The 22,230-nt window shown below is 69.4% G+C and carries 19 protein-coding genes; 11 read left to right on the plus strand and 8 right to left on the minus strand.

Annotated features, from left to right (window positions below; all coding sequences use genetic code 11):
- Positions 1 to 57 precede the first annotated feature (57 nt).
- Together GWG54_RS01050 and GWG54_RS01055 are read left to right on the plus strand one after the other, a co-directional pair.
- Entirely contained in the window at positions 58 to 3,882 is a 3,825-nt protein-coding gene (locus GWG54_RS01050) for a glycoside hydrolase family 97 catalytic domain-containing protein (RefSeq protein ID WP_167936008.1), read from the plus strand.
- A 207-nt stretch (positions 3,883 to 4,089) separates the two neighbouring features.
- Positions 4,090 to 6,618, plus strand: a complete 2,529-nt coding sequence (locus GWG54_RS01055) for a DNA topoisomerase I (RefSeq protein WP_167936009.1) — start codon at positions 4,090 to 4,092, stop codon at positions 6,616 to 6,618.
- A 33-nt stretch (positions 6,619 to 6,651) separates the two neighbouring features.
- On the opposite strand, the gene GWG54_RS01060 is transcribed toward GWG54_RS01055, so the two are convergent.
- Both GWG54_RS01060 and GWG54_RS01065 read right to left on the minus strand, forming a co-directional pair.
- Positions 6,652 to 7,323, minus strand: a complete 672-nt coding sequence (locus GWG54_RS01060) for an alkyl hydroperoxide reductase (RefSeq protein ID WP_167936010.1) — start codon at positions 7,321 to 7,323, stop codon at positions 6,652 to 6,654.
- Between the two features lie 108 nt (positions 7,324 to 7,431).
- On the minus strand, positions 7,432 to 8,064 hold the full coding sequence (locus tag GWG54_RS01065; protein ID WP_167936011.1) for a TlpA family protein disulfide reductase: 633 nt from the start codon (positions 8,062 to 8,064) through the stop codon (positions 7,432 to 7,434).
- Positions 8,065 to 8,202: 138 nt separating this feature from the next.
- Between GWG54_RS01065 and GWG54_RS01070 the strand changes: the two genes are divergently transcribed.
- Both GWG54_RS01070 and GWG54_RS01075 read left to right on the plus strand, forming a co-directional pair.
- Complete coding sequence (locus tag GWG54_RS01070) at positions 8,203 to 8,505, plus strand: hypothetical protein (RefSeq protein ID WP_167935825.1); 303 nt, start codon at positions 8,203 to 8,205, stop codon at positions 8,503 to 8,505.
- Between the two features lie 50 nt (positions 8,506 to 8,555).
- A complete protein-coding gene (locus GWG54_RS01075) occupies positions 8,556 to 9,230 on the plus strand; it encodes a LysE family transporter (RefSeq protein WP_167936012.1) in 675 nt (224 codons plus the stop codon).
- A 41-nt stretch (positions 9,231 to 9,271) separates the two neighbouring features.
- On the opposite strand, the gene GWG54_RS01080 is transcribed toward GWG54_RS01075, so the two are convergent.
- Positions 9,272 to 9,943, minus strand: a complete 672-nt coding sequence (locus GWG54_RS01080; RefSeq protein WP_049893227.1) for an HD domain-containing protein — start codon at positions 9,941 to 9,943, stop codon at positions 9,272 to 9,274.
- 231 nt (positions 9,944 to 10,174) lie between these two features.
- Here GWG54_RS01080 and GWG54_RS01085 point away from each other — a divergent pair, with 231 nt between their 5' ends.
- The 3 genes from GWG54_RS01085 to GWG54_RS01095 are packed head-to-tail and all read left to right on the plus strand — an operon-like array spanning position 10,175 to position 12,700.
- A complete protein-coding gene (locus tag GWG54_RS01085) occupies positions 10,175 to 10,591 on the plus strand; it encodes a cobalamin B12-binding domain-containing protein (protein WP_167936013.1) in 417 nt (138 codons plus the stop codon).
- Positions 10,588 to 11,664: a methylmalonyl Co-A mutase-associated GTPase MeaB gene (gene meaB, locus GWG54_RS01090; protein ID WP_167936014.1), complete on the plus strand. Its 1,077-nt coding sequence runs from the start codon at positions 10,588 to 10,590 to the stop codon at positions 11,662 to 11,664. Before GWG54_RS01085 ends, meaB begins: the two co-directional genes overlap by 4 nt.
- Positions 11,665 to 11,710: 46 nt before the next feature.
- The gene (locus tag GWG54_RS01095; protein WP_167936015.1) at positions 11,711 to 12,700 is read left to right on the plus strand and encodes an alpha/beta fold hydrolase; all 990 of its coding nucleotides are present in this window, start codon (positions 11,711 to 11,713) and stop codon (positions 12,698 to 12,700) included.
- Between the two features lie 73 nt (positions 12,701 to 12,773).
- Here GWG54_RS01095 and GWG54_RS01100 read toward each other — a convergent pair whose 3' ends face one another.
- From GWG54_RS01100 to GWG54_RS01110, 3 genes are all read right to left on the minus strand, one after another.
- Positions 12,774 to 13,628, minus strand: coding sequence for an NAD+ synthase (locus GWG54_RS01100; protein ID WP_167936016.1), 855 nt, complete (start codon positions 13,626 to 13,628; stop codon positions 12,774 to 12,776).
- Positions 13,629 to 13,807: 179 nt separating this feature from the next.
- Entirely contained in the window at positions 13,808 to 14,203 is a 396-nt protein-coding gene (locus GWG54_RS01105) for a Zn-ribbon domain-containing OB-fold protein (RefSeq protein ID WP_167936017.1), read from the minus strand.
- Positions 14,203 to 15,369: a beta-ketoacyl synthase N-terminal-like domain-containing protein gene (locus GWG54_RS01110; RefSeq protein WP_167936018.1), complete on the minus strand. Its 1,167-nt coding sequence runs from the start codon at positions 15,367 to 15,369 to the stop codon at positions 14,203 to 14,205. Before GWG54_RS01110 ends, GWG54_RS01105 begins: the two co-directional genes overlap by 1 nt.
- 166 nt (positions 15,370 to 15,535) lie before the next feature.
- On the opposite strand from GWG54_RS01110, the gene GWG54_RS01115 reads away from it, so the two are divergent.
- Entirely contained in the window at positions 15,536 to 16,603 is a 1,068-nt protein-coding gene (locus GWG54_RS01115) for a M42 family metallopeptidase (RefSeq protein WP_167936019.1), read from the plus strand.
- A 30-nt stretch (positions 16,604 to 16,633) separates the two neighbouring features.
- Here the strand turns inward: GWG54_RS01115 and GWG54_RS01120 are convergent, their stop codons facing one another.
- Positions 16,634 to 17,095: a response regulator gene (locus tag GWG54_RS01120; protein ID WP_167936020.1), complete on the minus strand. Its 462-nt coding sequence runs from the start codon at positions 17,093 to 17,095 to the stop codon at positions 16,634 to 16,636.
- Positions 17,096 to 17,351: 256 nt separating this feature from the next.
- Positions 17,352 to 17,873, minus strand: a complete 522-nt coding sequence (locus GWG54_RS01125; protein WP_167936021.1) for an SRPBCC family protein — start codon at positions 17,871 to 17,873, stop codon at positions 17,352 to 17,354.
- A 133-nt stretch (positions 17,874 to 18,006) separates the two neighbouring features.
- On the opposite strand from GWG54_RS01125, the gene GWG54_RS01130 reads away from it, so the two are divergent.
- From GWG54_RS01130 to coaBC, 3 genes are all read left to right on the plus strand, one after another.
- Positions 18,007 to 18,750, plus strand: a complete 744-nt coding sequence (locus tag GWG54_RS01130) for an NAD(P)/FAD-dependent oxidoreductase (RefSeq protein ID WP_167936022.1) — start codon at positions 18,007 to 18,009, stop codon at positions 18,748 to 18,750.
- Positions 18,747 to 20,882 carry an IucA/IucC family protein gene (locus tag GWG54_RS01135; protein WP_167936023.1) on the plus strand — a complete coding sequence of 712 codons (2,136 nt, stop codon included), beginning with the start codon at positions 18,747 to 18,749 and terminating at the stop codon, positions 20,880 to 20,882. The genes GWG54_RS01130 and GWG54_RS01135 overlap by 4 nt, the downstream gene beginning before the upstream one ends.
- A gap of 74 nt (positions 20,883 to 20,956) precedes the next feature.
- On the plus strand, positions 20,957 to 22,171 hold the full coding sequence (gene coaBC, locus GWG54_RS01140) for a bifunctional phosphopantothenoylcysteine decarboxylase/phosphopantothenate--cysteine ligase CoaBC (RefSeq protein ID WP_167936024.1): 1,215 nt from the start codon (positions 20,957 to 20,959) through the stop codon (positions 22,169 to 22,171).
- Positions 22,172 to 22,230 lie beyond the last annotated feature (59 nt).

Genomic DNA, 22,230 nt, shown 5'->3' on the forward strand with positions numbered 1-22,230 from the left:
GCGCCCCATTCTATCAAGCACCCACATTTATAATAATAGATGAGAAGGGCGAGTACAATGCGTGAGAAACGATCACAACAATCGTTGTTCCCTTCTGACCGACGGGCGTTCCTGACCGGGGCGGCGGGCGCGCTGGCCGCCGCGGCGTACGTCCGGACCGTTCCGGACGGGGCCGCCGCTCGAGTGGCGAACGACGACGACGGCCCCGTCCAGCGGGTCACCTCGCCCGACGGATCGATCTCGATCACCGTCGACGCCTCGGACGGCGTCCCCGCCTACGAGATCGCCGTCGACGGGACGACCTACGTCGAACCCTCGGCGATCGGGTTCGACTTTCGAAACCAGCCGACGTTCGGCGCGGGCGAGGACGGCGACGGCGCCGCCCTCGAGGTCACCGGTACCGAGCGCGAGTCCGCGACCGAGGCGTGGGACCCGGTCTGGGGAGCGTTCGACGAGGTTCGCGCGCCCTACGAGTCCCTGGTCGTCGGCCTGACCGAGACGGAGGGCCCGGGTCGGTCGGCGAACCTCGAGATCCGGGCGTTCGACGACGGCGTGGGACTGCGGACGGTCCTCGACGAGAGCTTCGAGGGCAACCGAGAGCGGGCCGTCGTCACCTCGGAGAACACCGAGGTCGCCTTCGCCGGGGACTACACCGCCTGGTGGATCGACAACGAGGTCACCAACCCGCGGTTCGAACAGGAGTACGCCGAGACGCCCCTCAGCGAGGTTCCGGGCGGCGAGCGGGAGACCCGACCGACGGGGACGTCGATGGAACGCGGGGCGCACACGCCCCTTACCGTCCGGACGGACGACGACGCCTACCTGAGCGTTCACGAGGCCGACCTGGAGGACTACGCCGCCGCGACGCTCGCGCCCCGATCCGACGACGGAGGGACGACGTTCGCGACGGAGCTGACGCCGCTGCCGGACGGGACGAAGGCGTCGCTCGAGCTGCCGACGGCGACGCCCTGGCGGACGATCCAGATCGGTCGGCGGCCCGGCGACCTGATCGAATCCCAGCTGATTCCGCTTCTGAGCCCCGAGCTCGACGAATCGGTCCTTCCGACCGTCGACGGCGAGCCCGACACGAGCTGGATCGAACCCCGGAAGTACGTCGGCATCTGGTGGACCATGATCGCGGGGTCGGCCAACTGGGAGTACCGGTCCGACGAGGAACTCGCGGACGCCGGCGAGGATCCGGCGGGCTACGTACACGGCGCCCGAACCGAGCGGATGAAGCGGTACATGCGGTTCGCGGATCGAAACGGTATCGATAGCGTCCTCGTCGAGGGGTGGAACCAGGGGTGGGACACCTACCCCGGCGACGGGACCGGCCTCGAGTTCGGCGTCGACGACTCCTATCCCGACTTCGACGTCCGCGAGGTCACCGAGTACGGGCGCTCGCTCGAGAGCGACGTCGAGATGACGATGCACAACGAGACGGCTGGGGCACTGCCGAACTACGAGGAGCAGATACTCGAGGACGATATCTTCGCCCAGTACGAGGACGTGGGCATCCACTCGATCAAGAACGGCTACGTCTCCGATTCGGGGCTGGGTATCGAGGGTGACGGCTCCGAGCCGACCCACAACCAGCACAACCAGCTGGCGGTCAACCACCACCGGCTGGTCATCGAGGCGGCCGCGGCCAACCGCCAGCTCCTCGAGATCCACGAGGGGATCAAGCCGACCGGCGAGCTCCGGACCTATCCGAACGTCGCCAACCGGGAGGTCGTGCGAGCCCAGGAGTTCGACGGCTTCGATCAGCTCAGTTCGACCCTCGACCCGTCCCACCACGTCACGCTGCCGTTCACCCGCAACCTGGCCGGCCCGGTTAGCTTTCAGCCCGGCATCTTCGATCTCACGTTCACCGACGACCGCGGTGATCGGGTCCAGACGACGCGAGCGAAACAGCTCGCGATGTACCCGACGTATCTGAGCGGACTGCAGATGGCCGCCGATCGAATGGAAGCCTACGTCGACGAGACCCTCGAGGTCGGCGAGTGTCTGCAGGCCCCTTCGGGCGACGTCGACGGCTTCGTCACCCTCGACGAGTGGCGAAACGCCTTCGGAACGAACTACGTCGCGGTCGACCCGAACCGCGTTCCCTCCGGCTCGTCCGTCTCGTTTACCGTCCGCGACGTCGACGCCGGCACGTACGACCTCCACCTGCGCTACGCGGCCGACGCCGAGGACAACGCCGAGCGCGTCCTCGAGGCCGGCGCGCCGCGGGCGACGCTTCGGGTCAACGACGAGACGACGACCGTCTCGCCCGAGTTCACCGACTACTGGGACCGGTGGGAGGTGTTCACGACGGAGATCGACCTCGCAGAGGGTGACAACGAGGTCGCGATCGAACTCCACTACGACGACTCGGGCGACGCGTTCGAGGGCGACGTCGGCGGGTTCAACCTCAACACGATCGGGGTGACCGAAGCCGGCGAACCGTCCCCGGTTCCGGCCGAGTACGAGGGCTACACGCCCGAGAACGAGAACGTCGACGCGAAACCCGAGTTCGCGTTCCTCGAGTCCGTTCCCGCGGCCGGCTGGGACGAGACGGTCGTCGTCGACGCCGCCGTCGGCGACTACACCGTCACCGCTCGGCGAGCGGGCGAGGAGTGGTACGTCGGCGCGATGACCGACGAGGGCGGACGCGCGGTCGACGTTCCGCTCGAGTTCCTCGCGCCGGGCGAGTCCGGCGAGGCGGGCCGCAGGAAGGGTCCCCGCGGTCCGAAGTACGTCGCGGAGCTCTACTCGGACGGGATCGGCGGCGGCTACGAGGCCGACCCCGAAACCGTCAGGATCGACGAGGCGGTCGTCGATCCGAGCACGACGATCCTCGCGTCGATGGCCCGCAGCGGCGGGACGGCGATCCGGCTGCGCCCCGCCGAGGGCCGGGAACGCCGCGACCTCCCGACCTACGAGCGTCCGACCCAGGACCTCGAGTACGCCATCGACGAGGAGGCGACGCTCGGCGACCCGTTCGTCACGGCGACGGGCGCCAACGACGGCGCGTTCGTCGGCGGGACGACGGTCGCGATCGAGGTCGACGGCGACCGCGCGGCCCTCGACAACGTCCGCCTCCCGCCCGGGGCGTCCGACGAGACCGTCGAGTTCGGGTACGCGATCACGACGCCCGGCGACTACGAGGTCGTCCTGCGCGACCCCGACAGCGAACGCGTCCTCGAGTCGGCCACCGTCACCGTTTCGCCCGGCGACCTCGTCGCCGAGTTCGACGATCCGAGCGGGGACGACCACGGCCCCGGCGAGTACACGTATCCGACCAGCGACGACTTCCGCGAGGGCGCGTTCGACCTGCAGTCGTTCGCCGTCTACGAGACGGAGCGCGAGTACCGCCTCGTATTCGAGGTCGACGAACTCTACGACACCTTCGGCGGCGAGTTCTCGCCCCACTACTTCGCGGTCTACCTCCGCGATCCGTCCCTCGAGGGCGGGCGGACGACCGAACTCGGCGACCTGCAACTCACCGTCGCGTTCGACGCCGAGTGGCACTACCGCGTCGCCGCCAGCGGCTTCGGCTCGTCGGTCGTCGACGCCGACGGCAACGACCTGGGATCGCCGGACACGCTCGTCGATTTCGACGAGGGGACGGCGATCCTGTCGGTCGAAAAGGCGGCCCTCGGCGGCGGATTCGACCTCGAGAACGCCGAGGTCGTCCCGGTCGTCGGCTCCGAGGACCGCGGGGTCTTCCGGCCGGTCGAACCCGAACGCGGCCCGTTCGTCTTCGGCGGTGCGCGCGAGGGGGCGGTCGGGAACGCCCCGCGGATCGTCGACGTGCTGACGCCGCCCGACGTCGACCAATCGACGGCCCTCGACTACGACGCGGAGTCGACGGCGTCGCTCCCGTTCACGCCGCTGTAGCGCGAGGTCGCCGCACCGGACTCGTTCGCCGGCGCGCGGCGAACCGGACACCTCCTCGCGCGCGAGCGCAAACGCCCGCGTATCGCACGCACACCCGCGCTGGCTGCGGGTTTCGCCGAAAGCGTTATCAGATCCTCAGCCGTACCGGGCGATCATGACCGCGACCGTCGCTCCGGAGCCGTCGCTCGAGCCGCGAGGTGATCGGCGGTGGAACTGATAATCACCGAGAAGGACAACGCCGCTCGACGGATCGCCGACATCCTCTCCGGCGGCACCTACGACTCGACTCGCGAGAACGGCGTCAACGTCTACGAGTGGGGCGGCAAGCGCTGCGTGGGGCTGTCGGGCCACGTCGTCGGCGTCGACTTCCCCGCGGAGTACTCGGACTGGCGGAACGTCGAGCCCGTCGAGCTCATCGACGCGGAGGTCGAAAAGACCGCGACGAAAGAGGACATCGTCGCCACCCTGCGGATCCTCGCGCGCCGAGCCGAACGGGTCGCGATCGCGACCGACTACGACCGCGAGGGCGAGCTCATCGGGAAGGAAGCGTACGACATCGTCCGTGAGGTCGACGCGGACGTCCCCATCCGCCGAGTGCGCTTTTCCTCGATCACCGAGAACGAGGTCAAAAGCGCCTTCGAGGAGCCCGACGACCTCGATTTCGACCTCGCGGCCGCGGGCGAGGCCCGCCAGATCATCGACCTGATCTGGGGCGCCGCGCTCACGCGATTCCTCTCGCTATCGGCCGGCCAGCTCGGGGACGACTTCATCTCGGTCGGGCGGGTCCAGTCGCCGACGCTGAAGCTGATCGTCGACCGCGAGCGGGAGATCGAGGCGTTCGATCCCGAGACCTACTGGGAGCTGTTCGCCGACCTGAAAAAGAGCGAGGCGCAACACGCCTCGGAAACGTCGAGCGGTGAGCAACCGCGAGACGACGAGACGACCTTCGAGGCCCAGTACTTCTACCGCGACGAGGACGACAACGAGGCCGAGCGCGTCTGGGAGGAGGCCCGCGCCGACGAGGTCTACGAGACCCTCTCGAGTCGCGACGCGGCGACGGTCGTCGACGTCAACCGCCGCACCCGCACCGACGACCCGCCCGCCCCGTTCAACACGACCCAGTTCATCCGCGCGGCCAGCGCGATCGGCTACTCGGCCAAGCGGGCGATGTCGATCGCCGAGGACCTCTACACCGCCGGCTACATCACCTACCCCCGAACCGACAACACCGTCTACCCCGACGACCTCGATCCCGAGGAGCTGCTCGAGGCGTTCGTCGGCCACTCGACGCTTGGCGACTCGGCCGACTCGCTGCTCGAGGCCGACGAGATCCGCCCGACGGAGGGCGACGAGGAGACGACCGACCACCCGCCGATCCACCCGACGGGCGAGATTCCGACCCGCGGCGGAGACGTCGACGACGACGAGTGGGAGCTCTACGAGCTGGTCGTCCGCCGGTTCTACGCGACCGTCGCCGACCCCGCGGAGTGGGAACACCTCAAGGTCGTTGCCGAGGTCGACGACGCCCGCCTGAAGGCAAACGGCAAGCGCCTGGTCGAGCCGGGCTATCACGACGTCTACCCGTACTTCAACACCTCGGAGAACTACGTCCCCGACGTCGAGACCGGTGAACGGCTAACGATCGAGGACATCGAGTGCGAGGAAAAGGAGACCCAGCCACCCCGCCGGTACGGCCAGTCGCGGCTGATCGAGACGATGGAAGATCTCGGGCTCGGAACGAAGTCGACCCGCCACAACACGCTCGAGAAACTCTACGACCGCGGCTACATCGAGAGCGATCCGCCGCGCCCGACCAGACTGGCGATGGCGGTCGTCGACGCCGCCGAGAACTACGCCGATCGGGTCGTCAGCGAGGGGATGACTGCCCAGCTCGAGGCCGACATGGACGCCATCGCCTCCGGCGAGGCCGACCTCGAGGACGTGACCGACGAGTCCCGGGAGATGCTCGAGGAGATCTTCGCGAACCTCGCGGATTCGCGCGAGGAGATCGGCGATCACCTCCGCAAGTCGCTGAAAGACGACAAGCGCCTGGGTCCCTGTCCCGACTGCGGCGAGGACCTGCTCGTGCGCCAGAGCCGCCACGGCTCCTACTTCATCGGCTGCGACGGCTACCCCGACTGCGAGTACACGCTGCCGCTGCCCTCGACGGGCAAGCCGCTGATCATGGACGCGGAGTGCGACGAACACGGGCTCAACGGGGTGAAGATGCTCGCGGGCCGTCAGACGTTCGTCCACGGCTGTCCGCTGTGTAAGGCCGACGAGGCCGGCGAGGGGCCCGTTCTGGGCGAGTGCCCGGACTGCGGCGACGAGCACGGCGGGGAGCTCGCGGTCAAGACCCTCCGGAGCGGCTCCCGGCTCGTGGGCTGTACGCGCTACCCCGACTGCGAGTACTCGCTGCCCCTGCCCCGCCGCGGCGAGATCGAGGTCACCGACGAGCGCTGCGACGACCACGACCTCCCCGAACTCGTGGTCCACAGCGGCGACGAGCCCTGGGAGCTCGGGTGTCCGATCTGTAACTACCGGGAGTTCCAGGCCCGCGAGAACGGCTCCGACCTCGAGAGCCTCGAGGGCGTCGGGGCCAAGACCGCCGCGAAGCTCGAGGACGCGGGTATCGAGAGCCTCGAGGACCTGACCGACGCCGATCCCGACGCGGTCGCCGACGACGTCGACGGCGTCAGCGCCGACCGCGTCCGCAGCTGGCAGGCCGAGGCGTAGCCGCGGCTCGCTTCGCTCGATCGCTCGAGGCGATCAGTTCGTGCCGTCGGAGCCGTTTTCCCCGGTCCCGTCGGCGCCGGGTTCGCCCGCTCCGTCCGTCCCGTTCTCGGCGGATTCGTTTTCCGCGTCGGCCGCCGTCGCCTCGAGCGCGTCCTCGACCGCCGAGACGATCCGGCTGCCGTCGGTGATCCCCGTGTCCCGCCAGTGTTCCTCGCCGTCGGGGTCGATGACGATCGTGACGGGGTAGCCGACCGCGGCGTACTCGTGCATCGGATCGGCGGCGTCGTAGCTCAGGTAGCCGTTCCCGCCGTGGGTCTCCCACCACTCGCGGAGCTCGTCGGGCGGAATCTGTTCTCTGGAGTCGTAGGTCAGCGACAGGAAGCTGACCGCATCGCCGTGATCGTCCCGGAGTTGAGCCCTGGCGTCGGCGACCCGTCCCGTCTGGGCCTGGCAGTTGCCACAGCCGTTGACGAAGAACATGAGCACCATGACGTTCTCGGAGGGAACGGTCATCGTTCCCGCCTCGCTCCCCCGGGCCTCGATCGTCTCGACCTCCATCGGCCACTCCTCGACCTCCTCGTCCTCGTCGTCGTCCGCGGCGGCCGTACCGCCGTCGATCGACGGGAGGCCGTAGCGCACGACCGACCCCGCGCCCGCGAGCGCGCCGAGACTGCCGATCCCGGCGACGACGTCGCGTCGTCTCACCGGGCGGTCACCCCTCGAGAGCGAGCGCGGCCCGCGATCGGTCGACGGACGCGATCCGAGTTCATACGCCTCCCTACGGGTCGGACCGAAAAGGGTTCTCCGGTTCGGTCAGTCCGCCGACCCGTTCGCGCCGTCGTCCTCGGTTCGAGGAGCCGGCGTTTCGGGCTCGGCCTCGAGCGCGCGCTCGATCCCGTCGACCATGTTGCTCGAGCCGGTGCCGCCGGTGTCGCGCCAGTGGGCCTCGCCGTCGGCGTCGAGGGCTAGCACCGTCGGAAACCCGCTGACCTCGTAGTGGTCGTTGATCGAACCCTCCTCGTCGATGCCGATCGTCCACTCGCCGCCGTGTTCGACCCACCACTCGCCCAGCTCTTCGGGGGTGGGGTCGGGACCGGATCGGGGGTCGACCAGCGAGACGAACCGGACGTCGCCGTCCGGGCCGACCTCGTACCGGGACTCGAGTTCGGCTCTGGCGTCGCCGATCGTTCCGATCAGCCCCTCGCTGGTGGGACACAGCGTCCGCGTCGGGTTGAGAAACGTCACCTGCCCCGCGCCCGGAACGGTCGCCTCGCCGTCCTCGCTGCCCGGCGCGTCGACCGTCCGCAACTCGAACGGGGGTGACGCGGCGTCTCCGTTCGGCGCCGCGTCGCCGCCGGCCTCCCCGTCGTTTCCGCCGCCGTCGAGACAGCCGACGAGCGCGCTCGAACAGCCGAGCGCGAGCAGGGGGCGCCGTTTCACTCCCATCGATCCTCCGTCCGATTCCGTCGGTCGATGCCGGCCGTCGGCGCGCGGTTGCGGCGTCTATCCATACCGTCCGTACCACGTCGACGACAAAGAACCGAGGGGCGGTCGGTTCGCGTCGGCGAGCCCCAACCGCTGATAATGGCCAGTAGAAATAACCCGCTGCGGGCGAACGTCGGACCGAGTGCCGACTCAAGTCCGACTCCGAGTGGGCCCGCTTCCAGCCATGATACGCGATCCCACGACGCGCTCGAGGCCACCTCCGCGGCGACCGACCGCGCCGGAACGGGGCCGACGATGACCCGAGACGGACCGGACGCGGCGTCGACACTTCCCGACTGTCCCGTCTGCGGGCGGTCGATCGCGACGGTGACCCTGACCGGACCGACCGACGGAGTGGCCTCGCCGTGCGGTTGCCGGATCGTTCCCGGCGCCCTCGAGTAACCGTCGAACGCGACGCTTTTCACGGTCGGCCGCGGATTCGAGACCAGACCGTGTCAGTCGCAACCGTCCTCGCCGGGGTCGTCTTCGGCATCGCGCTCGCGGCGCCCCCCGGCCCGATGAACGCGATTATCGCCGAGGAGAGCGTCGTCCGCGGGTGGACGGCCGGATTTCGCGCGGGACTGGGCGCGATGCTGGCCGACGTCCTCTTTTTCGTCCTGACGCTGGCCGGCGTCGTCGCGGTGATCGACCGCTACCCGCTGGCCCGTCCCGTCCTCTACCTGTTCGGCGGGGTGCTCATGTGTTACTTCGCCGTCGGCGCGGTGCGGGAGGCCCGGGCCGCGAACTCCTTCACCGACGGCGGCCGCGGAGCGTCGACCGGATTCCGCAAGACGTTCGCGCTGTCGCTGACTAACCCCTACCAGATCGGGTTCTGGCTCACCGCCGGCGTCGGCCTGTTGCGGCCGGGGACGCTGGACGTGCTCGCGCACGTCCCGGCCGTCGGCGCCGCGCTCGAGGGAGCGCTCGTCGTCGAGACCGGGTCGCCGGCGCTGCTCGTCGGCTTCTTCGGCGGGATCGCACTCTGGATCGTCGCCTACCCTGCCGGACTGGTGTCGGCCGGACGGCGCGTCGACGCGCTGGCGCCGATCGTCGCCGCGGGCAGCGCGCTGGTCCTGGCGGGCTTTGGCGTCGTCTTCCTCGCGGTGGGGGCGGCGGGTATCGTCTGACTCGCGACGCGCGGAACCTGGCTCCGGCGGTCGCCGCCGTGTCAGCCCATCGCCGCGATCTCGTCCTCGAGCCACTCGCGGAACCACTTGACGCGCTTGAGCCGCTGGTGGGCGATCCCCTCGGCGGTGTCGCTCTGTACCCGCGAGGCGGCGTCGTACCCGCGCTCGAGGACGCGGTCGACCATCTCGTCGGTGTCCATGTGGGTCCGGGCCTCGTAGCCCATCCGCAACAGCATGAGGGCGGTGCCGTTGGCGCCGATCTTGTCGAGCAGGTCGGCCTCGATGAGACACTGGGTCTCGAGGGAGAGGTCGGTCAGGTCGCCCTGGTAGGCGTGTTGCTCGACGGCGCGACACACCTGGTCGATAAACGAGTCGGGGAACTCCGCGCGGGACTCGAGGTACTCCCGGGCGACGCGGGCGCCGGCTTCGGGGTGGAGATCCTGGTCGGTCTCGAGTTTGGCGACGTCGTGAAAGACCGCGGCGACGCGGGTGATGTCGACGTCGGCACCCTCCTTGCGCGCGATCTCCTCGGCGAGGTCGACGACGTTGAGGATGTGGTTGTGCCGGTACTCCGCGGAGTGCCAGGGGTACCAGCGCATCCGACCGCCCTCCTCCTCTTTCTCGACGCTGGCGGCGAGATACTCGAAGACGAACTCCCGCATCTCCTCGAACTCGGCGTCGGTTACTCTGGTTTCTTTTATTTCAACGCCCATGAGAGATCCCTCCGCAATAGATGTACGATAGTCATTGGGTGAATGTAAGCCGGTTTCGCTCTTAGGCCTTTGGTTTCGAATGCTAATTGTTGCCACGGCCTCGGATTCCGTCGCGCTCGGCGTCGGCCCGGCGGTCCGATTTTCGAGCCGCACGAGTCGCTGACGGGACGGGCGGCGAAATCTGCAGGAACTTCCGTTAAAGTCAAACAGTCGGATCGGGAAGGTGTGGGTATGAGCAGCGAACAGGAGCAGGAGTCGATCCGGTGTCTGGTTGCGAAGGTCGGCCTCGACGGCCACGACCGCGGCGCGCACGTGATCGCGCGCGCGTTCCGCGACGCCGGGTTCGAGGTGATCTACTCGGGGCTGCACAAGGCCCCCGAGGAGATCGTTCAGGCGGCGGTCCAGGAGGACGTCGACGTACTGGGGATCTCGATCCTCTCGGGCGCTCACGACACGCTCGTCCCGAAGATCATGGACGGCCTCGAGGAGTACGGTGCCGCAGAGGACACCCTCGTGCTCGTCGGCGGCGTGATCCCCGAGGAGGACCGCCCCGAACTCGAAGCGCAGGGCGTCTCGGCCATCTTCGGCCCCGGGACGTCGATCGAAGAGACCATCGAGTTCGTCCGCGAGAACGCGCCCGACCGATGAACGACGACGACGAGACGCTGCTGGCGGAGCTGCTCGAGGGGAGACACCGGGCGCTGGCGCGGGTCATCTCGCGGATCGAGAACCGCTCGCCGGGCTACCGGGAGCTGATCTCCGAGCTGTACGCCCACACGGGCGAGGCCGAGGTCATCGGAATCACCGGCAGCCCCGGCGCGGGGAAGTCGACGCTGGTCGACAAGCTCGCCGAGACCTACCGCGAGCGCGGCGAGACCGTCGGCGTCATCGCCATCGATCCGTCCTCGCCGTTTACGGGCGGGGCGGTGCTCGGCGATCGCATCCGGATGGCGTCGACGGTCGGCGACATGGACGTCTTCGTGCGCTCGATGAGCGCTCGCGGCACCCTGGGCGGACTCTCGACGGCGACGGCGGACGCCGTCAAGGCGATGGACGCCTTCGGGAAGGACAAGATTATCATCGAGACCGTCGGCGCCGGGCAAAACGAGATCGACATCGTCCGCACCGCCGACACGGTCGCCGTGCTCGTTCCTCCGGGATCGGGCGACGACGTCCAGACGCTGAAGGCGGGCATCTTAGAGATCGCGGACGTCTTCGTCGTCAACAAGGCCGACCGTCCGGGCGCCGACCGCACCGTCCAGGAACTCCGGGAGATGATCGAGCTCGACTCCGGCGGCGGCTTCGGCGGGGGTGGCCACCACGGCCCCGGTGCGGGGAGCGACGGCGGCGGCTCCGCGGTCGCGGCCCAGGAGTCGACTGGGGACGACCGCGAGACGTGGACCACGCCTATCGTCGAGACCGTCGCCACCGACGGCACGGGCGTCGACGACTTTATCGACGAGCTCGCGGCCCACCGGGAGTTCCTCGTCGGTTCGGGCGCCCGCGCGGAGAAGGCCCGCCAGCGCTACGCCGAGGAGATCCGAACGCTGCTCCGGGAGGACGTCCACGCGATGCTCGAGGACGAACTCGAGGACGCCGGCGGGATCGACGAGCTGGCGACCGCGGTCGCCGACGGCGAGACCGACCCCTACACGATCTCCGCCGAGGTGCTCGCGCCGGTCGCGGACTGCCTCGAGGAGCTCGAGACCCGGAACCCGTAGCCGTGCCGACCGCAGGTCTAAGGCGTTCGCCGCGGTACGGGTCCGTATGCGAATCCGAACAGTTCTCGGAGGTCTCCTCGGCACCGTCGGGGCGGCCGCGCTCGGGAATCGGCTCTTGAAACGCCGCGCCAGCGAGTTCGACCACCGGCTCGCCGGGATCGAACGCACCTACCGCTGGCGCGGGATGGAGGCGAGCTACACCGTCGCCGGCGACCCCGACGACGAAGAGATGTTGCTGCTCCACGGGATCCACGCCGGCGCCAGCAGCTACGAGTTCGAGCCGATCGTCGAACGGCTGGCCGAGAACTACCGCGTCGTCGCGGTCGACCTGCCCGGATTCGGGCGCTCGGAGCGCCCGCCGCTGGTCTACTCCGCGGGACTGTACGCCGATTTCATCCGCGATTTCGCGGCCGACGTCACCGACGAGCCGATCGTCGTCGCGTCCTCGCTGACCGGGGCCTTCGCCGTCGACGCCGCCGACGAGAGCGAGTTCGCCCACCTCGTCCTGATCGGACCGACCGCCGACACCGGCGACGAGCGACCGTGGCTGCGCACCCTGATCCGCTCGCCCGTGGTCGGGACGACCCTCTTTAACCTGCTGGCGAGCAAGCCCTCGATCCGGTACTTCTACGACCGGGACGGCTACTACGACCCCGATCGGATCGACGAGGAGGTCGAGTACGCCTGGACGAGCGCCCACCAGCCCGGCGCTCGCTACGCGCCCGCCTCCTTCGCCTCGGGGACGCTCGATCCCGACTTCGACCTCCAGACCGAACTCGCCGCCCTCGAGACGCCGACCACGCTCGTCTGGGGACGGGACGCCGAGCTCGTCCCGCTGCGGGAGGGACGAACCCTCGCCGACGCGGCGGACCTGGACCTGGTCGTCATCGACTACGCGACCCAGCTCCCCCACGCCGAACACCCCGAGAAGTTCGTCGAGTACCTGACGACCGAGCTGCTCGAGGGCGAACTCGGCGTCGACTCCGACGTCGGCTCGAGCTCCGGGGTCGGTTCGGACTCCGATCTCGAAACCTGACGGACGACCGACGCGCGAGGACGCCACTGCTGTCGAGTGCGAAGTCGAGGATGCGACTCGAGACGAGAAGACCTCAGAACAGCGGCTCCGGTTCCGCAGGCGGCGACCGCTTGTGGGCGCTTTCGTCGTGGAACTCCTGGATGCGCTCGACCGCCTCGACCGAAGTGTCGGTCAGCCTGGCCGTCACCGACGCGGGGAGGTTGCCGTCGACGTAGAACGCGAGGACGGCGTCGAGCGTGTCGTAGCTCATGCCCATCTCCTCTTCGTCGGTGCCGTAGTCGACCATTCCCCCGGTCGGCGTCTTCTGGACGACCGACTCGTCGACGCCCATGTGGGCCGCGACCTGTCGGACCTGCTGTTTGTAGAGGTTGGCAAGCGGGTTACAGTCGACACCGCCGTCGCCGTACTTCGTCACGTACCCGGTCGCGAGTTCGGCGCGGTTCCCGGTGCCGAGGACGATCCGGTTCTCGCGGTTGGCCAGCAGGTAGATCAGCGTCATCCGGACGCGGGCGCTGGTGTTGCCGACGTAGCGGCCCTCCCACTCGTCCTCGGAGGGGTTCTCGGTCTGGGCGTCGCCCTGCGCTAAGACTTCCTCCATGATCGAGTCGATCCCGATCACGTCGTAGTCGATGCCCAGCTCTTCGGCGACGCGTTCGGCGTCGCTCATGTTCTCATCCTGGTTGACCTCCTTGGGGAGGAGCACGCCGTGAACGTTGTCGGCGCCCAGCGCCTCGGCGGCGAGGTAGGCCGTCGCCGTGCTGTCGATGCCGCCCGAGAGGGCGATCTCCGCGCCGTCGGCGTCCATCGCGTCGACGCGGTCCCGGATGAACTCGAGCAGGTGATCGACCTGTTCCTCCATCTCGTCCTTCGAAAACCGGAGGTCTACGGGGTTGATCTCGTCCTGCGTCTGCTCGTAGCGGTCTTCCATGTGAGTACCGAATACCCGGGCGTGTGACTGAAAAGCTATGCGCTTTCGCTCGCAGATCAGGGGCTAATCTGCCCGATTTCGAGTGAACTATCATTCCCGATCCGCGCGGCGATCCGTCTCGAGTCGGATCGGGCGAGTACCCGGGTGACGGCGCGGTACGGCCGGGGCCGGCGACCTGATTAAACCGAACCGAACCCGAGGACGCGCTCGCCGGTCGTCTCCGAGACCGCGATCTCGAGTTCGACCTCGAGCCCGGTCTCGACGGTCTCGAGGTCGACGTCGACGACCTGGCCGGTGAGCCGGACGGGACCGAAGGCGGCGACGGCCGTCGCGTAGGGGGCGTCCTCCTCGAAGGCGGGCGTCGGGACGTGGGTGACGGTGAACGTCTCGATCTCGCCGCTGTCGGGCAGGGCGGTCTCCTCGAGGTCGGTCGCGCCGCAGTCCGGACAGACCCGGCGGGGCGGCAGCGAGGCGTGGCCCTCGGGACACTCGAGACAGTAGGCCGCGCCCTCCTCGGCGGCGTCGAGCCACTCGTCGAAGCCTGCGTCCTGAACCTCGGAACCGTCGTCAGCCATCACTCGTTCACCTCCAGGACGTGAACCGTGGCACTGGCGACCGTTCCGCCCGCGTTGTGCGCGACCCCGGTCGTCGCGTCCGAGACGAACTCGCTGTTGGGGTGGGCGCCCGAAAGCAGGTCGGTGAGCTCGGCGATCTGGGAGACGCCCGTCGCGCCGACGGGGTGGCCCTTGGCCTTCAGCCCGCCCGAGAGGTTGATCGGCGTCTCGCCGTCGGCCGTGGTTCGGCCGTCCCGGGCTGCCGAGATCCCCTCGCCGACCGGCTCGAGGTCGAGCGCCTCGAGCGCCAGCACCTCCGCGATCGTAAAGCAGTCATGGACCTCGGCGACGTCGACGTCGGCCGCGTCGACGCCCGCGTCGGCGTAGGCCTCCGCGCCGGCCTCGCGGGCGGCGGGCGAGCGGGCGAGGTACTCGCGGTCGTGTAAGGCCATCCGGTCGCCGCCCTGTCCCGTCCCCGAGATCGAGATCGGGGCGTCAAGGCCGTGCTCCTCGGCGTAGGCCTCGCTGACCAGCACGGCCGCGGCGGCGCCGTCGGAGATCGGACAGGAGTCGTACAGTCCGAGCGGCTCCGAAACTGGGGGCGCCTCGAGGACGTCCTCGATCTCGATCGCGCTCTGGTACTGGGCCTTCTCGTTGGACAGGGCGTTCTCGTGGTTCTTCACCGCGATGTGGGCGAGATCCTCGTGTTCGCCGCCGTACTCGTCGAAGTACGCCTGGGCCATCAGCGCGTACGCGCCGGGGAAGGTCATGCCCGCCCGTACTTCCCAGAGATCGTCGGCCGCGATCGCTAAGGCCTCGGTCGCGCCCGCGGTGCCGAGGTTGGTCATCCGCTCTGCGCCCCCGACGAGGACGACGTCGTCCTCGCCGTTGCGGATCCGCATGACGGCGTCACGAACGGCGGTCCCGCTCGAGGCACACGCCGACTCGTAGCGGGTCGCCGGCGCCTGGATCCCCGCGGCCTCTGCCATCAGCGGGCCGTGGTGGCCCTGGTGCTCGGAGAGCTCTCCCATGAAGTTGCCGTACAACAGTGCGTCGACGTCCCCTCTGGGGACGCCGCTTTCTTCGAAGGCGGCAACGGTCGCCTCCGCGAAGAGGTCCCGGCTCGTCCGATCGGGGCTGTGACCGAACGGGGTCAGCCCGGCACCTGCGACACGTACGTCAGACATACACACCCCTTGTAGACGGATCGGTTAATACCCCGCGGTTAATATCTCAACGTCGACGGCGCGGGAGCGTCGAAACGGGAGATTTATTCCGTTCCGAGTTCAAATTCGACGCCGTGCGTCGAGCGGTTTCCGCGCGCTTATCACCGATTCGGTCGCACGTTCGAGCATGGGTTCCGTTCCGTTCGACACCGAACTTCTCGAGGAACTGACCGAGACCAGCGGCGTCCCCGGCTACGAGGACCGCGTGCGCGAACTCGTCGTCGAGGAACTGGAAGACAGCGTCGATCGCGTCCGAATCGACGCGATGGGCAACGTGGTGGGAACGCTCGAGGGAGGATCGGAGTACTCGGTCGCCGTCGCGGCCCACATGGACGAGATCGGGTTCATGGTCCGGAACGTCCGCGGCGAGGACGGGGAGTTCGGCTTCGTCGAACTCGACGCCTTGGGCGGGTGGGACGCCCGCGTCCTCAAGGCCCAGCGGGTGACGATCCACACCGACGACGGCGACGTACCGGGCGTGATCGGCTCCCCGCCGCCTCACACCCTGGACGAGGAGGAACGGGAGAAGACTCCCGAGGTCGAGGACGTCGCCGTCGACGTCGGCCTCCCCTACGAGGAGGCCGACGAACGGATCTCGCGGGGCGATCTGGTCACGATGGCCCAGACCACCGAACGCGTCGGCGAGACGATCACGGGGAAGGCCTTAGACGACCGGGTCTGTCTGTTCGCGATGCTCGAGGCCGCGCGCCGGCTCGAGGCCCCCGACGCGACGATTCACTTCTGTGCGACGGTTCAGGAAGAGGTCGGGCTGCGGGGCGCCAACGCCCTGGGCGTCGACGTCGATCCCGACCTCGCGGTCGCGCTCGACGTCACCGTCGCCAACGACCTCCCCGAGTTCGACGACGGCGACTACGTCACCGAACTCGGCGAGGGGACCGCGATCAAGCTCAAGGATTCGAGCGTCATCACGAACCCGAAGGTCCACCGCCGGATGCGGGCCGTCGCCGAGGAACGCGACATCGACCACCAGCTCGAGATCCTGCCCGCGGGCGGCACCGACACCGCGGGCTTCCAGAACACCGCCGGCGCGAAACCCGTCGGTGCCATCTCGGTCCCGACGCGCTATCTACACACCGTCACCGAGACCGCCCACGTCGACGACGTCGCGGCGACGATCGACCTCCTCGAGGCGTTCCTCGAGACCGAGGACGGCGACCACGAGTACGCCCTCTGAGACGGACCGTACCGGTCCCGGAACCGTCGTTCAGTCGGGGAGCTGCGCGAGCGAGAACCAGAACGTCTCGATCAGCTCGACGCGCTCGACGAGTTCGTCGGGCTCGATCGGTTTCGTCAGGTAGGCGTTGGCGCCGGCGGCGTAGGCCCGCCGGACGTCCCCCTCCTCGTTCGAACTCGAGAGCACGATGATCGGGAGTCGGCTGTGCTCCGGATCGGTCTTGAGCTCGTTCAACACTTCGTGGCCGTCCGTGTGCGGAAGGTTCAGGTCCAGTAAGACCAGATCGGGCTGGGGGGAATCGGCGTGTTCGCCGCATCGGTAAACGAACTCGATGGCCTCGTCGCCGTCAGTGACGACGTGGAGCCGGTGTGGAATGTCGGTGACTGCGAGCGCTTCCTGAAGCAAGCGAACGTCTCCGGGGTTGTCCTCGACCAGCAGGATGTCGACCTCCTCGGGGGAGGCGGCACGTTCCGAGGTCCCGTCGTCGGTCATCGCTCCTCGAGTGCGGGCGGCGAGCTCACGGCGGTTACCGACAGCTTTTCGGGTGAAATACGCAGCACGTCCGACTCCGGCCGTCGCTCGCTTGCTCGTCCCATACTCGAGCGAAACAGACCGGTCTCCCAGAGCATGCGGGCTACCTATGTAACGTCTTTATGTGCCCTTGCGGGCTTCGAAACGCACACCGGGATCGCCGTCGGGCTTTCGACGTCTCCGAACCCGCAGTGGACGCCCGGCGTATTCGGTGCGGTCAGGGCATCTCGTGGACCGTAAGCTCCACGTCGCGTCGCCGGCCCTCGATGTCGGCGACCAGTCGCTCGACGACGGTCTCGGCCTCGTTGAGCAGTTTGGGCTCGACCTTCCGGACGACCCAGTCAAGCGAGACGAACCGGGGCAACGCGAGCGCGTTCTCGTCGGCCGAGTGGGGATCGTAGGTCGCGTCGAAGTAGATCCGGCTGGCGGCTTTGGCCTCGGCGGGCGCCGACTCGGGTTCGGGTTCGACGCGCCACTCGCCGCGAGCGTCGACGTCGTTGAGCAGGTGCCACTGCAGCGACTCGGGCGCCTCGATCGCCGTCACCTTCGATCGGGCGGTGTAGTTGAGCTTCCACCAGGCGAGCTCGAGGTCGTAGACCGAGCCGACGTCGCCGTCGCCGCGGACGCGCACCTCCCGCAGGTGGTCGGTGTACCGCGGGTAGTCGACGAACGACCGGACGTACGGGAACACCTCCTCCGGGGGGCGGTATGCGACCGTGCTGAGCAGGATCCTGTCCACGGGCTGGCTAAGACGGGGATCGGTAGTAAGGATTCCCATTCGGGGGATCGCGCGTCGCGACCGACCGCGCCGGAGTCCGGCAACCGAGGACTGCGTGGCAATCTTCTATACCCCGGGAGGACAACGCCGATCCATGCGAGACGTCTGTATCGTCGGCGGGGGCGTCGCCGGCCTCGCCGCGTCGATCCTTACCGCCCGTGCGGGACTCGACACCCTCGTCGTCGACGGGGGCGAGTCGATCCTCGCGCGCAACGCCAGCCTCGAGAACTACCCCGGGTTTCCGGACGGTATCGACGCCCGTCGGTACCTGCAGCTCACCCGCGAACAGGCCCGGAACGCGGGCGCGACATTCGAGCTCGGCCGAGTGACGGGCGTCGAACCCGTCGCGGAGGACAACCTCGAGGCGGGGTTCGTCCTCGAAACCGACGGCGGGGAGCCCCTCGAGGCCCGGCGGGTGATCGCGGCCTCCTGGGCCGACAGCGACTACCTCGTTCCGCTGGACGTCGGTCGGATCCAGCGCGGGAACAAACACTTCGTCAGCGTCGACGAGGGCGGCCGAACCGCCGTCGACGGCATCTACGCGGCGGGCCGGATCGCCGGCGAGCCCCACCAGGCGATCGTCGCGGCCGGCCACGGCGCGAAGGTCGGTTTCGCGGTGATCCACGACGCCGACGTCAACTTCTACCAGGACTGGGTCGTCCCCGAGGGCTACTTCACGGGGCGGGGCCGCGAGGTGCCGCCGGGCTGCGAGGAGATCGACGACGAGGAACGGCGGCGACGCGACGAGCGGGCCCGGGAGACGATGCTCGAGGCGCTCTCAGAGCCGCTGGCGGAGCGCCCGACGATGCACCCGAGCGTCGAGCGGGACCGATCGTGAGTTCCCGTCGCCGTCGGGTCGACGGCAAGCCGATACGCCTTCGAACGAGCGCGGAGCGAGAGACTCTCGGCGCCGCGACCGCGTACGCGCGAACGCACGAGCACGACCTCGGGACGCCGGCGGAGGCGGCATACCTCGCGGCGCTTCCGGACGCGCGCCGGGAGATCTGTCGTCGGCTCGTTCGCGGGCTGCTTCGCGGGCGTCCGACGGGACTTCCCGACTCCGCGTTCGTCGATCCGGCGAACCCCGCCGTTCCCGACGCGCCGTCGCCCCTCGAGGCGCTGACCGGGGATCGGCTCCGATCGCTCGTCGACCCCGACGGCTGTCGTCGCCTCGCGGTGCTCCCGTTTCCGTCCTCGAAGACGGCGCTGATCGCGCCGATCGCGGCGAGACACGGCTACGACCGGTTCCGGTTCGTCGGCCCGACGTACCGGTGGTCCTCGACGGCTGCGGGACGGGACGGCGAGAACGGCGGGAGACTCGCCCATCCCGTCGACCTCGTCCCGTTGCTCTCCGGCGAGGGCGTGTTCGTCGACGCCGACCAGGCCGAGCGGATCCGCGCCGAGCTCGCGGAAAGCGTCGCCAACCTCGCGCTGGCGCGGCTGGCGACGCCCGTCCTCGCGGGGGAGATCGACCAGCGGGTCGATCCTGCGGTCGAGTCGCCGCTCGAGGCCCTCGCGAGGGGCGTCCCGAGCGCCGACGCCGCGACCGCCTTCGAGCGGATCGTCACCGACGGCCACCCGTTCCACCCCGCCGGCAAGATCCGACGCGGGATGACCGCCGCCGACGGGCTGGCGTACGCGCCCGAGTTCACCGAGCGGATCGATCTGCGGTTCGTCGGCGTCGACCGGGAGTACGCCCTCGAGACCCGCGCGGAAGCGTCGGAGAGCGAGCGCGGTCGGCTGACCGACCGCCTGTACGCGACGTTCGACGGTCTCGAAGGCGCGCTCGAACGGGCCGTTCCCGCGGGGCGGGCCGGCGAGGAGTACGCCGTCGTCCCCGTCCACCCGATGCAGTTCCACCGGACGATCCCGGACCGCTACGCCGACCCGATCGAGGACGGACGGGTCGTCCCGATCCCCGACTACGCGACGCCGGCGACGCCCCAGCTCAACCTCCGAACGGTCGTCCCCTACGCGACCGATCGCACCGCCGACGGCCCGCTGCCCCACCTCAAGCTCGCGATCCCCGTCCAGACCACCAACGTCGTGCGAACTCTCTCGCCCCACGCCGTGACGAACGGCCCGCAGGTGACCGACGTCGTTCGCGCGATCGAGCGCCGGGAGTCGCTCGACGAGCTGGGGCTGCTCGCCGAGCCGGCGGCGACCTGCTACTCCCCGCCCGGCGGCCCCCACCCCGAGGGCGAGGCGTTCGACGACGCGCGTCACCTCTCCGGGCTACTGCGGAAGAACCCGTCCGCGCACCCGCTCGTCCCCGAGGACGGCGTTCCCGTGGTCGCCTCGAGCCTCGTCGCCGACGTCCCGACGACCGGGCGCCCGCTCGTCCGCGAGCTGCTCGAGCGCTACGGCGAGCGGATCGGCGCGGCGACCGTCGCCGACGCGGCGCGTGCCTTCCTCGAGCGCTACGTCGCGGTCGTCGTCCCCGAGCAGCTGCGCCTGCTCTCGGCGTACGGCGTGGCCCTCGAGAGCCACCTCCAGAACAGCCTGGTCGTCTTCGACGGCCCCGAACCGGTCGCGACGCTGGTTCGGGACCTCGGTGGCATTCGGGTTTCGGGGGATCGTCTCGCCGACCGCGGGCTCGCGGTCGATCCCTACCCCGACTCGGACGTCGACGCCGCCGACGAGACGGCCCTCTACCGGAAGCTCTACTACGCGCTCTTCCAGAACCACCTGGCGGAGCTCGTCGCGACGGTCGCCCGCGAAACCCCCGTCGACGAACGGGACTGCTGGACCCTGGTCCGCGAGCGGTGCGATCGGGCCTTCGAGGGGCTGCGGGCCGAGGACGCGGCTCCGTCGGCGCGACTCGACCGCGATCGGGCGGCGCTGCTCGAGCAGCCGACGGCTCACAAGGCCCTGACCGCGATGCGCCTGCGGGGCAAGCGCCACGAGTACGTGACCAGCGAGATCTCGAACCCGCTCGCTGCGGCGGGCCGGGACCGAATCGTGCCGTGAGTCGGGGCCGTGCCCGCGATCCCGTCGTGACGCCTCGCTACGCTTAACACGCACCGGGAGCGAGTATCTGTCACATGCTCGAGGGAGTCAACGTCGCGCTCGGAGTGACGGGGTCGATCGCAGCCGTCAAGACGGTCGAGCTGGCCCACGAGCTGCGGCGCCGTGGCGCCGCGGTTCGCGGGGTGATGACCGACAGTGCTCGGGGAATCGTCCACCCCTGGGCCGTCGAGTTCGCCACCGAGAACGACGTCGTCACCGAGATCACTGGCAGTGTCGAGCACGTCGAGCTCTGTGGCTACGAGGGGTGGGCCGACGTCTTGCTGATCGCGCCGGCGACGGCGAACACCGTCGGCAAGATCGCGGGCGCGGTCGACGACACGCCCGTGACGACCTGCGCGACGACGGCGCTCGGCGCCGATACCCCGGTCGTGATCGCTCCCGCGATGCACGAGCCGATGTACGACCACCCCGGCGTCCTCGAGGCGATCGACACCGTCGAGGCGTGGGGCGTCGACTTCGTCGAGCCCCGGCTCGAGGAGGGGAAAGCCAAGATCGCGAGCGAAGACGCGATCGCCGCGAGCGTCGCTCGCGCGGCCGGAACCCGCCCGCTCGCGGACCGCCGCGTCGTCGTCACCAGCGGCGCGACCAGCGAGGCGATCGACCCGGTTCGGGTGCTAACGAACCGCTCGTCGGGGAAGATGGGCCGGGCCGTCGCCAGGGCCTGTGCGGTCCGGGGCGCCGACGTGACGCTGGTCCACGGCGTCGTCGGCCCGCACGCGCTCGAGGCGGGCGGCGGCTCGGACTGGGAGTCGATCCCCGGGATCGACGTTCGCCGGGTTGAAAGCGCGAGCGAGATGCTCGGGGCGACGGCGGCGGCCTGCGAGGACGCCGACGCCCTGGTCTCGGTCGCCGCCATCGGCGACTACACTCTCGAGTCCAGCCCCGAGAAGATCCGCTCCGGACGAGAGCTGACCCTGGAGCTCGAGCCGACGCCGAAGCTCATCGACGAGATCCGCGCCGATCGTCCCGACCTGTCGATCGTCGGCTTCAAGACCGAGACGTCCGGCGACGACGAGGCGATGGTCGACCGCGCCAGGGAGACCCTCGAGCGGGCCGACCTCGCCTTCGTGGTCGCGAACGACGCGAGCGTCATGGGATCGGATCGAACCCGTGCGCTGCTGGTCGAGGACGACGCGGCGCGGGCCTACGAGGGTTCCAAGACGGGGCTGGCCGTCGAGGTCGCCGACGCGCTCGCGGTCGAACTCGGGGACGCCGATCCCGCCACCTGACCGTCGGGTTGGGTCGGCTCCGGACTCGTCGCGACGTGCGGTTCGGTCACAGTGGCCGA

Origin of the sequence: Natronococcus sp. JC468 (genome assembly GCF_012163165.1) — an archaeon.
In the GTDB taxonomy this organism is placed as follows: domain Archaea; phylum Halobacteriota; class Halobacteria; order Halobacteriales; family Natrialbaceae; genus Natronococcus; species Natronococcus jeotgali.